We start from the raw sequence: 13,189 nt of genomic DNA, 5'->3' as shown, positions 1-13,189 counted from the left end.
AGGAAACGCGTCAAAAAACGGAGTCAGTAGAAAAACCTGATAGGATTAAGCAGGAAACGCGTCAAAAAACGGTGTCAGTAGGAAAACCTGGTTGGATTAAGCAGGAAACGCGTCAAAAAACGGAGTCAGTAGGAAAAATTGGTTGGATTAAGCAAGAAACGCGTCAAAAAACGGAGTCAGTAGAAAAACCTGGTTGGATTAAGCAGGAAACGCGTCAAAAAACGGAGTCAGTAGAAAAACCTGGTTGGATTAAGCAGGAAACGCGTCAAAAAACGGTGACAGTAGGAAAAATTGGTTGGATTAAGCAAGAAACGCATCAAAAAACGGAGTCAGTAGAAAAACTGATAGGATTAAGCAGGAAACGCGTCAAAAAACGGAGCCAGTAGGAAAACCTGATAGGATTAAGCAAGAAACGCGTCAAAAACCCGCGTCAGTAGCAAAAATTGCCTGAATCAGCAGTGAAACAGAAGTAACAGCCATAGGCAATTGCAGTCAATCACCTACCACAAAAAAACACACGAACCTACAGCCCGTGTGTTTGCTAACCTAGTTCTTCTCCATCACCGCAAAATAATTCTCTTCGTTATCGGCAAAGTTGAATACTTTACCAAAAGGCATTTCAACGAGCTCTCCTACTGTGATTTCTTTATTCTTGTATGTTTGGTAGAGCTTTTCAATGTCATTTGTATAAAACATAAGAGAGGGTGTCCCAAGGTTTAATTCAGGGCTCATCTTTGCCACGGTTTGTTTATCTTGAAGGACAATCGTTGTTTCTGTTTGTTCGGACGAAGCAACCTCATACCATTTAAAATCCCCTTCGTCATTTTCCGCGATCAGTTTGAAGCCGATCTTTTCTATCCAAAATTGCAAGCTTGTTTGTTGGTCGTTGACGTATAACATGATTTGTCCTAGAGATAGGGTCAAAATAATTGCCTCCTTTATCTTGTCGCTTGACTATCCATATATATGACTTCCCACGTATGTCCATCAAGATCTTGAAAGCCCATTTGATACATAAATCCAAAGTCTTTTGCTTCAGATGCCAATCTACCACCAGCATCTAGCGCTTTTTTAATGATTTCATTGACTTGGTTTCTACTTTCAGCAGCAAAGGATGTAATGACCTCAATTTGGTCATTGGAATCAATGATGTTTTTGGCGGTAAAGTTTTTAAACTGTCCCTCTGTCATCAGCATGGAAAAAGTATGTTCATTGATGACCATACATGCGGCGTCATCGTTCGTGAAATCGTCGTTGAAAGTAAACCCAATTTGTTTAAAAAAGTCCATTGACTTCTTTAGGTCTTTCACAGGTAAATTAATAAATGTCATTTTAGGTTGAAAAGACATTTCTTGTCACCTTCTCTTTCGTAGTTAATGGTAAGACTGATTTCACGTTAATTATAGAGACATGCTATGAGGTAGTCAATTTTAATTTAGAATATTCTGTAAAAAGAACATACTTCATTCCTTTTTATCATTCTTCATAACAGAGATACACCCCTTTTTATAAGTCTAGGAGGGGTGTATTAACTCGTTACATTTGCTTTTTTAATGCAATAACAACCTTTGTACCTTGATGCTGTTCACTTGTCAGATAAACGGTGCCACCGTGGGCTGTAATGATATCTCTCGCAATCGCCATTCCAAGCCCAGTACCTTGTGCTTTTGTATTAGTGCCACGGTAGTATCGGTCAAAAATTTGCTCTAGGTCGTCGGGAGCGATGCCGTTTCCATTATCCTCAATGATTAGTTTTCCAGCTTCTAGACGAATATCTACTTCAACGTCTGATGCATTATGCAGAAGGGCATTGTGAATAAAATTCAATAGAGCTCGTTTCATTAAATGCTGGTCGATGGACCAAATGAGTGCCGGATCATCACTTTCAAAATTGATATGATAGCCGTCATAACGAGGATCATTCAGGATGTCTATAACAATTTCCCGCGTAAATCGTTCTGCCTTTATTTCTTGTATGTGCAAAGGTAATTCTTGGTTGCGTAATCGCAGTGTTAGGTTAAAGTCATCTAGTAGTTCTTTCATATAAAGAGATTGCCGCTCAATGACTTCTGCGTACTCCTGTCTCTCCGCGTGGGAAACTTGCTCCTCATTTAATAACTCGGCATAGCCGCGAATGGAGGCAAGCGGTGTTTTTAAATCATGGGAAACATTACTTATCCATTCGTTACGCATATTTTCGAGTTTTTTACGTTCTTCCTCATGCGCTTGAAGGGTAGTGGAAACTTCATTCAGATTGGCAAACACAGGTTTATAAATACCTGCTCGTTTCGTCTTTTGAACAGTGAAATTTCGTGCTTTAAGTTGAGAAATGCGTTCAATCATATAATGAACAGGCTTGGTCAGTATTGTGCTAAAGAGTAGCCCAACAATAGCTGCGATAATCAAATCAACAATCGTTATGGCAATGATTGCTTTGAAGACATACGTAATGACTGAAGTGGTATCCATCATAAAAGTAACGCGCTCCTCTTTACTTTGGGGGACACCAATGATGTAACTATATTCTTCGAATTCCCCGAGGAAATACGTATTAAAATGATCGTCCATATACTTATATTTATGTACAAGTTCTACAGGGCTATAATGATTTGCAACTCCATCAGGTGCAAATTTAGAGGAAATCACCTCTCCATTTTGATTTAAAATTTGCAGCCACGCACCGAATGATTCTAGCGCTTCTACTCCTTCAGCTGAAAGAGTTGGTTGTTCATTTTCTAATGTTAAATAGTTAGAAAAAGAACGGGTGAATCGTTCGGCTGAACCACTTTCTACTTGATCAATGCCTTGTTGTTGCTGATAAATAAGCAAACCAATTAAAACCATTGTATTAACAATGATGACGATGAAAACGATGCTTAAAATTGAGAATAAATACCTACCAGTTAATTTCCATTTCATTTGTCCTCACCTATTTTACATTCAGTCGATACCCGAGCCCTTTAACCGTCGTAATGAAGGTCGGTTTGGAGGGGGTATCTTCTATTTTCTCACGTAATCTGCGGATATGAACCATTAAAGTATTATCTGCTCCGTAGAAGTCTTCACCCCACACGGTTTGAAACAATGTTTCCTTACTAAGTATTCGATTTGGGTTTCGGATAAAACAAGCCATTAACCCAACTTCCTTAGCAGTTAGTTCTATGCGTTGATCCTGCTTGTACACTTCTGTTTGTTCTTTATTTAAGGCAAAAGGACCGGCAGTCATCATCGTTGTTTCTATCATTGTTTGTTCAGATATCTGTTGTGAATAGCTGCCAGCACGTCGGAGTTGCGCTTTCACACGATAAGCAACTTCTTTTGGGCTGAATGGTTTTGTAATATAGTCATCTCCGCCAATTGCCAATCCTAATATCTTATCGATTTCATCTGTTTTGGCGGATAGGAATAAAATTGGAATTCTCGAGACTTCACGGATTTTTTTACATAAATCGTAGCCCTCACCGTCAGGAAGCATCACATCGAGAATCGCTAAATCTGGGGAGAAAGCCTGGAATTGTTCCCAACCACTCTTAACTGTACCTGCTGTTTGTATCGATTGAAATCCTTCTTTTTTTAGAGAAGTTTGCATGAGCTGACATAAATCTTGTTCATCATCAACGATTAGAATACGAGGCTGTTCCACAATAATTCCTTCCTTTCATCTATCTATTAGCCTTATCTTAACAGTGTTTAACGATTATTATATACAATTTAAGGATTTTGTAAGGTAGAAGTGAATTTAGTGTAAGGATGGGGAGGTAAAGTAGAGACATAAGAAAGAGGTGCTTAATATATGGAATCATTATTAGTTGTAAAAAAGGTAGAAAAAATATACGGAAAAGGTGCAAACACATTTCATGCGCTTCAGAATATATCATTTGACATTAACCATGGGGAATTTGTAGGCGTTATGGGGCCATCAGGAGCTGGGAAGTCTACCTTACTAAATGTATTGGCAACAATTGACTCTCCGACAAACGGTGATATTTATATTGAAGAAGACAATATTGCCAAAATGAAAGAAGAGAAGTTAGCGGATTTTCGCCGTGATCATTTAGGTTTTATTTTTCAAGACTACAATCTACTCGATTCATTAACTGTTCGCGAAAATATTGTCTTGCCACTGGCGATTGCTAAAAAATCAGCAAAGGAAATGGCTGAAAAAGTAGAGACATTAGCGCATACTTTCGGGATTGCTTCTTTATTGGATAAATATCCTTATCAAATATCTGGAGGTCAGAAACAAAGAACGGCAGCTTGTCGTGCACTGATTTCGAATCCTAAATTGATTTTTGCTGATGAACCGACTGGTGCTTTGGATTCAAAGTCAGCAACAGACTTACTAGAAAGCATGAGCCAATTAAATGAAAAGCATGAAACAACAATTATGATGGTTACGCATGATGCTTATGCTGCTAGTTTTTGCCGAAGAATTCTTTTTATTAAAGATGGCCAATTATCAAAGGAAATCTATCGTGGTTCACATACGAGGAAAGAGTTTTTCCAAATGATCTTAGCGGAATTGGCACAGCTAGGCGGTGACGATAATGACGCTATTTGATTTAGCGATCAAGAATATTCGTCGAAATGTGAAGAGTTATGGGCTGTACATCGGCTCGATGATTTTCTCTATTATCATTTATTTTACTTTTGTCACGTTGAAATATAGTGAAGACATCACTGCCTTGGCAGCAGTCTCAAAGCAAGTCAGTAGTATTATGAGTGCATCTGCATTTGTCCTGATTATTTTTGTTGCTGTATTTATCCTTTATTCGAACTCTTTTTTTATGAAAAAAAGGAAGCAGGAAGTAGCGCTTTATTCCTTACTTGGGGTACGTAAACGCTCCATCGGTTTTATGCTTTTTTTCGAGAATATCGTTATTGGCGTAATTGCCTTAATTATTGGTGTTGGCTTGGGCTTCTTATTATCACAACTCCTCTTAATGGTTTTATTAAAATTAATGGGACTAGAAGTAATGAGCAGTCTAGCATTTTCACCAAGTGCAGTTGTTAATACAGTCATCGTCTTTATGATTCTGTTTTTATTTACGTCATTACAAGGTTATCGTGTTATTTATCGTTTTAAGTTAATTGATTTATTTCACGCAGAAAAGAAAGGCGAGGAATTGCCGAAAGCACGTCTTATCTCAGCTGTATTAGGTGTGGCATCATTAGCAGGTGCTTATTGGTTGGCGTTGCAAGATTTGATGACTTCAGAAGTATGGCGCTTACTGAGTGTAGCTATGCCATTAGTGATTATTGGATTAACTGTGTTAGGAACGTATCTGATTTTTAATAGTGTACTTGTCTATATTTTATCGAAATTAAAAAATCAAAAGAACTGGGCTTGGAAAGGCTTAAATCTATGGACAACGTCACAGCTATTGCACCGCATTCGTGGGAATGCACGAACACTAACAGTGATTGCAACCTTAAGTGCAACAACAATTACTGCTGGTGGTGCGGTATTTGGGCTTTATTATAATGCGGACAAAGAAATAGAGACCTATACGCCTATTACATTTATGTGGGAGGGCGAGCCACAGAAAATTACACAAGACATTGTTGTGTATGAAGAGGAAATCAAAAGTAAAACTGTCCGTATAGCTGAAGGTGACATGGAAATTGACTACCAAGTAATGGATTATTCAACCTTCAAGCAATTGGCTACACGACAAGGGTGGGAGGACCTCCCTACCATTAATCAGGAAGAGGCATTCATCCTGGATACGTATTATGATGAGCGTTGGTCGACGAAAGTAGATGAGGTTAAGCTTAATAAGCAGACATTAAATGTGATCGCTTACGAGGATCGATCCGTTGTTAATACCTTCACAATGGGAGGTAAATTATTAGTTGTAACAAATGCTTTGTTTGAACAAATAGACAGCCCGCAGGTGACCTACCAAGCGGTTCAAGTGGAAGATTATAAAAAGCAGCAAGCACTATCAGATGATTTAGCTGCTTCTACAGAACAATTTTCAAGTGCAACACAACAATATAAAGATTCCATTGAAGCTTCAGGCTCTATGCTATTTGTTGGAAGCTTTCTTGGACTCGTATTCTTAGTCGCTACGGGAAGCATCATTTTCTTTAAGATGATGACTGAAGCAGAAGAAGATAAAGGGAAATATCAAGTGTTATACAAAATTGGTGTGTCACAAAAAGAAATGAAACGAACGATTAGACATCAGGTGGGAATGATCTTTACGGCACCACTACTACTTGGATTAATGCATGGAGCGATCGCCTTAGTTGCATTTTCTAATTTGCTAATGATGAATCTGCTTATACCAGTAGTAATATGGATGCTAGCATATACAATGATCTATTTCATCTATTATTTCTTAACGATAAGAAGCTTTCAAAAGACGATATTTTCAATGTTAGGGGAGAGATAAATGAAGAAGACAACTGGGGTTATTGGAGGAATTGTCATCGTTTTTATTGTGGCAGTTATTCTATTAATAAATATAGATTTTAATCGTTTAGGCAAAGAGAATGCGTATGTTCAATTAAATGAAGAGCCGAGAGTAGAAGAAGAAACATTAGAATCAGGAGAAGTGATGAAAAGGTATTGGTATGAGCTGCCAGCTTATAATAAAAAGGGCAAAGTAATCGCAGTAGAATTCTCTGCTTCTAGAGCTTTGCGTGAGGATGCCTACTTAATGCTTTATCTTGATGATAGTAATGAAGTCACGTCTTACGATGAAGTAAAAGAAAGTGATATTCCTTCAGAAGTAATAGAAAAAATAAAATCGTAAAGATAGGTCCCTGAAATTTTTTTCGGGGGCTTTTAAGTATTTTGGAATAATAAATAATTAGAATGGTAAAGTTGAATAAAACAGCAAAATATCCGTTAAAAGCAAATAAAAGAATACCCACTAAGAAAAAATGCGCGGAACTTTCCAACTTTTATCTGTTTTCCATTATTTTTTTCAGTCAAATATCAAAAAATTTTATATAATATAAATAGGATTTATACTATTATAGAGGGAGAAGAATTTCTTCTATGATGGATAATTGCCAATTTTATAGTATAATTAGTATTGAGAAATATATATTTTGCAAAGATTGATGACATTTAATTAGCGCATTTTAAAGAGAAGGTGCCTGCACAATGTAAACGTTTGCCTACATCGACCAACAACTGGAAGGGTAGAGAAGCGTTTTTGGTGTAGGTTAGACTATTGTCTTATTTTCTCTGCAAATTTCACGGTATAAGGATGGTAAAAAATGAGCAACGGGGAAACCAAAGAAGTGATTTTAATTGGTGCTGGGATTATGAGCGCGACTTTAGGTTCGCTCTTAAAAGAATTAGTTCCAGACTGGAAAATCAAAGTGTTTGAGAAATTGGATAAAACAGGGGAAGAAAGTTCAAATGAGTGGAACAATGCAGGTACAGGTCATGCTGCATTATGTGAGCTTAACTATACGAAAGAAAATCCAGATGGTTCTGTTGATATTAAGAAAGCCATCAATATTAACGAGCAGTTCCAAGTTTCTAAACAATTTTGGGCTTATCTAGTTGATAGTCAATTAATTAGAAGACCACAAGAGTTCATTATGCCTTTGCCACATATGAGTTTAGTGCAAGGACAAAAAAATGTAGAGTTTTTGAAAAGACGTCATGAAGCAATGTCTAGCAATCCACTATTTGCTAGTATGGAGTATGCGACAGATCATGAAACATTAAAAAAATGGATTCCATTAATTATGGAAAACCGTGCAACTACTGATGCGATTGCCGCAACAAAAATCGATTCAGGGACAGATGTAAACTTCGGTGCTCTTACACGTTTATTATTCCAACAACTAGAGTCTCAAGGTGTGGAAATGCACTATCAACATAGTGTAGATGATTTAAAACGCACAAGAGATGGCGGCTGGGAAGTGAAAGTACGTGACCATGCAGGTGGAAACCTGGAAAACCATAAAGCAGACTTTGTCTTTATCGGTTGTGGAGGCGGTAGCTTACACTTACTACAAAAGTCAGGTATTCCTGAAGGGAAAGGCATTGGCGGGTTCCCTGTAAGTGGAATATTTATGTCTTGTACAAACCAAGAGATCGTTGAACAGCACCATGCGAAAGTTTATGGTAAAGCGCCTGTGGGTGCACCACCAATGTCTGTGCCGCATTTGGATACAAGATACATTAATAACAAAAAATCATTATTATTCGGTCCATTCGCCGGCTTCTCACCAAAGTTTTTAAAAAATGGATCCATGTTTGATTTAATCACTTCTGTTAAGCCAAGCAATGTGTTAACCATGTTATCAGCTGGTGTGAAGGAAATGGGCTTAACAAAATATCTAATTGAGCAAGTGCTACAGTCAAAAGAAAAGCGTATGGAGCAATTACGTGAATTCGTTCCAAATGCAAAAAGTGAAGACTGGGAATTAGTCATTGCTGGTCAACGTGTGCAAGTGATTAAAGATACAGAAGAAGGCGGAAAAGGGACGCTCCAATTTGGTACTGAAGTGGTAACGGCAGGCGACGGTTCAATAGCTGCTTTATTAGGCGCATCACCAGGGGCATCAACAGCTGTTCCAGTAATGCTGGATATCATTGAGCGCTGCTTCCCAGAAAACATAAAAGATTGGGAGCCAAAAATTAAAGAGATGGTACCATCTTACGGTCTTTCTTTATCAGAAAATCCGGAGTTACTCCAAAAAGTAAATCAAACGACTGACCGAGCGCTCGGTTTAGATCAAAATAAAGCGATTCATAATTAATATATGAGAGAGAAACCTGAACATCACAGCTGAAGTGTGGAATGTTCAGGTTTTTTTGTGTTTATGAATGGTTATTGATTGGTGGGGAATATTGTAAGCCTGTCCGAACAGCCGCATGATAAATAGTTGAAAATCAGAGGAATTTTGGAAAATGATTGTGATTAGATACGAGTTCCAGAGTAGCGTATTTATGATTGTGCACAGGCGAATTACCCACATAATCTGACAGAATAAATGTAACTTTTGTGAACACAGCCCTTTAGTCCCCTGGCGTTTTTCCATACAAACCCTTTTCCCTCTCCAGTTAACAATAAATCATTTATGAATTCCGTCCGTAATGTTGCTATTCTAAACCCTATATTTCCCTTAGTGTGTAAGTATTATCTATTGTCAGATCCTAATATAATCTGATATGATTTATTCGTAAAGTATTTAGACGTCTAAATATATTATTTTAATAAAGGGGTCTTTCTCATGAAATTGAATGGTAAGGTTGCGATTATTACTGGGAGTGCTTCTGGAATCGGAAGAGGAATGGCGCTTGCGATGGCGAAAGAAGGCGCGCATGTTGCCATTGTTGATGTGAATGAAGAAAAAGGGAAAGAGACATTAGCAGAGATTCGTGTTCACACAGAAGGTATACTGTTTATCAAAGATATCACAGTACAAGAAAACATTACGCAAATTGTTGAAGAAGTTGTTAGGAAGTTTGGTAAACTTGATATTCTCGTAAATAATGCACATGTATCTAAACAGGTGCTCTTTAATGAAACAACTCAAGAACATTTTGACCTTTCTTTTAACACTGGTTTTTATCCAACGGTTCGCTTTATGCAAGCGGCGTATCCTGAGTTAAAGAAAAATAAAGGAAAAGTCATTAATTTTGCTTCAGGAGCGGGAATTGATGGACAAGTGACACAAACAGCTTATGCTGCTGCGAAAGAAGCGATACGTGCCATCACACGTGTAACAGCAAATGAATGGGGACCTGATCATATTAATATTAACTTGATTTCTCCAATTGCTTTAACACCAGGTGTTGAACAATGGAAGCAACATGCGCCAGAAGCATATGATGCGATGGTAAATAAGATTCCATTACGCCGTTTAGGTGATCCTGAAAATGATATCGGAAAAGTAGCTGTATTCTTAGCAAGTGAAGATTCAAACTACATTACTGGACAAACTATTCTTGTTGATGGTGGATCAATAAAATTACATTAATTCAAAAATCTCCTACCAAAATAAATGGCGGGGGATTTTTTTGTCTCTAATTCAGATTCCATCATTATAAGTAGACAGAATGTTTGTAAATGCCCGTCAAAATGACATTATAGAGGGATTGAGCTATAATATATCCGTTATTGATTACCTTTCATAAATGGAAAGGGGGTTTATTTCATTTGATTCAAATGCATGATATAAGTAAACGCTTCGCTGATTATGAAGCGATTAAAGCGGTTGATATCGAAGTAAATGAAGGCGAGATCTACGGCATCATTGGTGCAAGTGGAGCGGGGAAATCGACATTACTACGGTTAATGAACTTGCTTGAAGTACCCGATTGCGGTGAAGTCGTTGTTGATGGAAAAAACTTGATGACGATGAAACCAAAACAGTTAAGAGAAGCGAGAAAATCAATGGGGATGATTTTTCAGCATTTTAATCTTGTGGCGAATTTAACCATTTATGATAATGTCGAGGTTTGTCTTCAGCTAGCAAACTATCCGAAGCATCGACGAAGAGAAAGAGTGATGGAATGCTTGAGGTTCGTCGGTCTTGCTCATTTGGAAAAGCAGTACCCACAAAGTTTAAGTGGCGGTCAAAAACAAAGAGTGGCGATTGCTAGAGCCCTTGCGAACGAGCCTAAGGTGTTATTATGCGATGAACCAACTTCTTCGCTTGATCCTCATACAACAGCAGAAATTCTCGCTGTGCTAGAGGAGATTAATCGTACATTAGGGGTCACGATTGTCATTGTTAGCCATGAGATGGAGGTTATACAAAGTATTTGTCACCGCGTATCGGTCATGGCAGATGGTTCTGTCTATAAGACAATCGAGCTAGAGCCAAAAGGCATCCCTGATGTTGACCACACCCCTGAATATTTTATTGAAAAATTAACAGGTGAGGTGAGCGGGGATGCCTGAAGTATTGCAAAGGTATGAGGCGGAAATATGGCAAGCGATTGGCGAGACTTTTGCGATGGTGGGGATGTCTATTCTTGCCGCTGTCATCGTGGGACTCCCTGTTGGAACACTACTTTTTCTTTGTCGAAAAGGGAATTTACTAGAAAGCCGAGCTGTTTTTTCGATTTTAAATTTATTGGTTAATACGATTCGTTCTTTTCCATTTTTATTATTAGTCGTCTTCTTGATTCCTTTTACAAGGTTCATTATTGGGACAGCGATAGGCACAGCGGCAGCAACTGTACCGCTTTCTATTATCGCTATCGCACATTATTCTCGCCTTGTAGAGCAGTCTTTATTAGATGTCCCTAGAGGCGTAATAGAGGCAGCAAAGGCAATGGGGGCATCGGTTGTCGAAGTTGTCTTCAAATTTTTGTTTGTCGAAGCACGTTCAGGGCTAGTCCTTGGCTTAACGACTTCAATTATTAGTTTTATATCTTATTCCACTATTATGGGGGTAGTAGGTGGTGGAGGAATTGGTGATTTCGCCATTCGCTATGGATATCAACAATTTATGACGGATTTAATGATATATATGATCATTATTATGGTCATTCTCGTACAGTGCATCCAGTTTATTGGGACAACAGTTGCGAGAGTGATTGATAAGAGATGATTACATACTGAAGGAGGACAATATGAAAAGACTATTTGCTTTAATGATACTAAGTATTTTGATGCTTGCTGCTTGTGGTCAAGAAACAGAAGATCAAGCAGACGATAAACAAACAAATGGTGGTGACAGTAAAGAAGAGGTAACACTAAAAGTCGCTTCACTTATTCCACCGATGACAGAGATTCTTGAGTTAGTAGCGCCACAACTGAAAGAAGAGGGCATTCATCTAGAGATGGTTGTGCTAAGTGATAATGTGCAACCCAACACAGCTTTAGCGGCAAAAGAAGTAGATGCAAACTTTTTTCAACATGTGCCTTATATGGAAGAGTACAATCGTAGTAATGATGCGAATTTAGTGGCAATACAAGAGATTTATTTTGCCAATTATGGTGTTTATGCAAAGAACTTTGAAGAAATAGCTGATTTACCTGAAGGAGCAACGATTGCCATTGCCAATGATGTATCCAATATTGACCGTTCATTAGCATTACTAGCACAACATGATGTGATTGAATTAAAAGAAAAAACAGGTCCATATTATACGAAATCAGACATCACATCTAATCCAAGGAATTATCAGTTCGAAGAGGTAGATTTATTAATGCTAGCGAGAATGTATGATGATGCTGATGCAGTCGTAATGACTCCTGCTTATGCTGCACCACTGGGCTTAACACCAAAAAGTGATGCACTACTAACAGAAGGTATTGATAATGACTTTGCCATTACACTTGTCGCTCGCGAAGATAACAAAGATTCAGAAGCGATTCAAAAACTTGCAGAAGCAATGACAAGTCCTGAAGTGAAAAAATTCTTAGAAGAAAATTATGATGAAACGGCGATTCCGGCATTCGAATAACATAGAAATGTCTATGATCTAGAAGCTGGAACAAAACTAAATTATTCACTTCTAATTCTTAACTAAACATGTGAAAAAAAATAAAAAACGAACTAATCTGAAGCTCTAAAATAGAGCTTCAAATATTAGTTCGTTTTTTTCATTTGCGGAAAACCTTTTGTCCCAGCCTCTTGTTGCATTTTATGAATGTGTCTGTCTATGTGAGTCTGATGTATTGAATCAGTACCTTCTTAATGAATTGGTTGGTGGGAAATGAAGCGGGATGATCGCGCAAAAGTCGAGGGAGAAAAGGAAAGAAGTACGCGTAAATAGGGAATACGCGCAAAAGTGAGTGAAGAAAAGGAAAGAAGTGCGCGCAAATAGGGAATACGCGCAAAAGCGAGTGAAGAAAGGAAAAGAAGTGCGCGCAAATAGGGAATACGCGCAAAAGTGAGTGGAGAAAAGGAAAGAAGTACGCGTAAATAGGGAATACGCGCAAAAGTGAGTGAAGAAAAGGAAAGAAGTGCGCGCAAATAGGGAATACGCGCAAAAGCGAGTGAAGAAAGGAAAAGAAGTGCGCGCAAATAGGGAATACGCGCAAAAGTGAGTGGAGAAAAGGAAAGAAGTACGCGTAAATAGGGAATACGCGCAAAAGTGAGTGAAGAAAAGGAAAGAAGTGCGCGCAAATAGGGAATACGCGCAAAAGTGAGTGGAGAAAAGGAAAGAAGTGCGCGCAAATAGGAAATACGCGCAAAAGTGAGTAAAGAAAAGGAAAGAAGTGCGCGCAAACAGGGAATACGCGCAAAAGTG

At 38.2% G+C, this 13,189-nt stretch carries 14 protein-coding genes; 9 read left to right on the top strand and 5 right to left on the bottom strand.

Annotated elements, in window-relative coordinates; genetic code table 11:
* Positions 1-71: 71 nt before the first annotated feature.
* Entirely contained in the window at positions 72-386 is a 315-nt protein-coding gene (locus MHI57_RS14625) for a hypothetical protein (protein WP_340977020.1), read from the top strand.
* Positions 387-546: 160 nt separating this feature from the next.
* Here MHI57_RS14625 and MHI57_RS14620 read toward each other — a convergent pair whose 3' ends face one another.
* From MHI57_RS14620 to MHI57_RS14605, 4 genes are all read right to left on the bottom strand, one after another.
* Positions 547-924, bottom strand: coding sequence for a VOC family protein (locus MHI57_RS14620; RefSeq protein WP_289435015.1), 378 nt, complete (start codon positions 922-924; stop codon positions 547-549).
* 14 nt (positions 925-938) lie between these two features.
* The gene (locus MHI57_RS14615) at positions 939-1,349 is read right to left on the bottom strand and encodes a VOC family protein (protein ID WP_307316299.1); all 411 of its coding nucleotides are present in this window, start codon (positions 1,347-1,349) and stop codon (positions 939-941) included.
* A 187-nt stretch (positions 1,350-1,536) separates the two neighbouring features.
* A complete protein-coding gene (locus MHI57_RS14610; protein WP_340977017.1) occupies positions 1,537-2,919 on the bottom strand; it encodes a sensor histidine kinase in 1,383 nt (460 codons plus the stop codon).
* Positions 2,920-2,929: 10 nt separating this feature from the next.
* Positions 2,930-3,643, bottom strand: coding sequence for a response regulator transcription factor (locus MHI57_RS14605; protein ID WP_340977015.1), 714 nt, complete (start codon positions 3,641-3,643; stop codon positions 2,930-2,932).
* A 150-nt stretch (positions 3,644-3,793) separates the two neighbouring features.
* Between MHI57_RS14605 and MHI57_RS14600 the strand changes: the two genes are divergently transcribed.
* From MHI57_RS14600 to MHI57_RS14565, 8 genes are all read left to right on the top strand, one after another.
* On the top strand, positions 3,794-4,561 hold the full coding sequence (locus tag MHI57_RS14600) for an ABC transporter ATP-binding protein (RefSeq protein ID WP_322909885.1): 768 nt from the start codon (positions 3,794-3,796) through the stop codon (positions 4,559-4,561).
* Entirely contained in the window at positions 4,548-6,401 is a 1,854-nt protein-coding gene (locus MHI57_RS14595; protein ID WP_340977013.1) for an ABC transporter permease, read from the top strand. The genes MHI57_RS14600 and MHI57_RS14595 overlap by 14 nt, the downstream gene beginning before the upstream one ends.
* Entirely contained in the window at positions 6,402-6,764 is a 363-nt protein-coding gene (locus MHI57_RS14590) for a YxeA family protein (RefSeq protein ID WP_340977012.1), read from the top strand.
* Between the two features lie 472 nt (positions 6,765-7,236).
* Entirely contained in the window at positions 7,237-8,736 is a 1,500-nt protein-coding gene (locus MHI57_RS14585; RefSeq protein ID WP_224936923.1) for a malate:quinone oxidoreductase, read from the top strand.
* Positions 8,737-9,210: 474 nt separating this feature from the next.
* On the top strand, positions 9,211-9,960 hold the full coding sequence (locus tag MHI57_RS14580; protein WP_340977010.1) for an SDR family NAD(P)-dependent oxidoreductase: 750 nt from the start codon (positions 9,211-9,213) through the stop codon (positions 9,958-9,960).
* Between the two features lie 179 nt (positions 9,961-10,139).
* A complete protein-coding gene (locus MHI57_RS14575) occupies positions 10,140-10,886 on the top strand; it encodes a methionine ABC transporter ATP-binding protein (RefSeq protein WP_095371405.1) in 747 nt (248 codons plus the stop codon).
* Positions 10,879-11,541: a methionine ABC transporter permease gene (locus tag MHI57_RS14570; protein ID WP_095371406.1), complete on the top strand. Its 663-nt coding sequence runs from the start codon at positions 10,879-10,881 to the stop codon at positions 11,539-11,541. Before MHI57_RS14575 ends, MHI57_RS14570 begins: the two co-directional genes overlap by 8 nt.
* A 22-nt stretch (positions 11,542-11,563) precedes the next feature.
* A complete protein-coding gene (locus MHI57_RS14565; RefSeq protein ID WP_340977008.1) occupies positions 11,564-12,400 on the top strand; it encodes a MetQ/NlpA family ABC transporter substrate-binding protein in 837 nt (278 codons plus the stop codon).
* A 230-nt stretch (positions 12,401-12,630) separates the two neighbouring features.
* On the opposite strand, the gene MHI57_RS14560 is transcribed toward MHI57_RS14565, so the two are convergent.
* Positions 12,631-13,167, bottom strand: coding sequence for a hypothetical protein (locus tag MHI57_RS14560; protein ID WP_340977006.1), 537 nt, complete (start codon positions 13,165-13,167; stop codon positions 12,631-12,633).
* Positions 13,168-13,189 lie beyond the last annotated feature (22 nt).

This window comes from Cytobacillus sp. FSL K6-0129, assembly GCF_038007625.1.
GTDB lineage: Bacteria > Bacillota > Bacilli > Bacillales > Cytobacillaceae > Cytobacillus > Cytobacillus kochii.
Note: the sequence above shows the minus strand (reverse complement) of the source record. Positions and strands in the feature narration are given on the sequence as shown.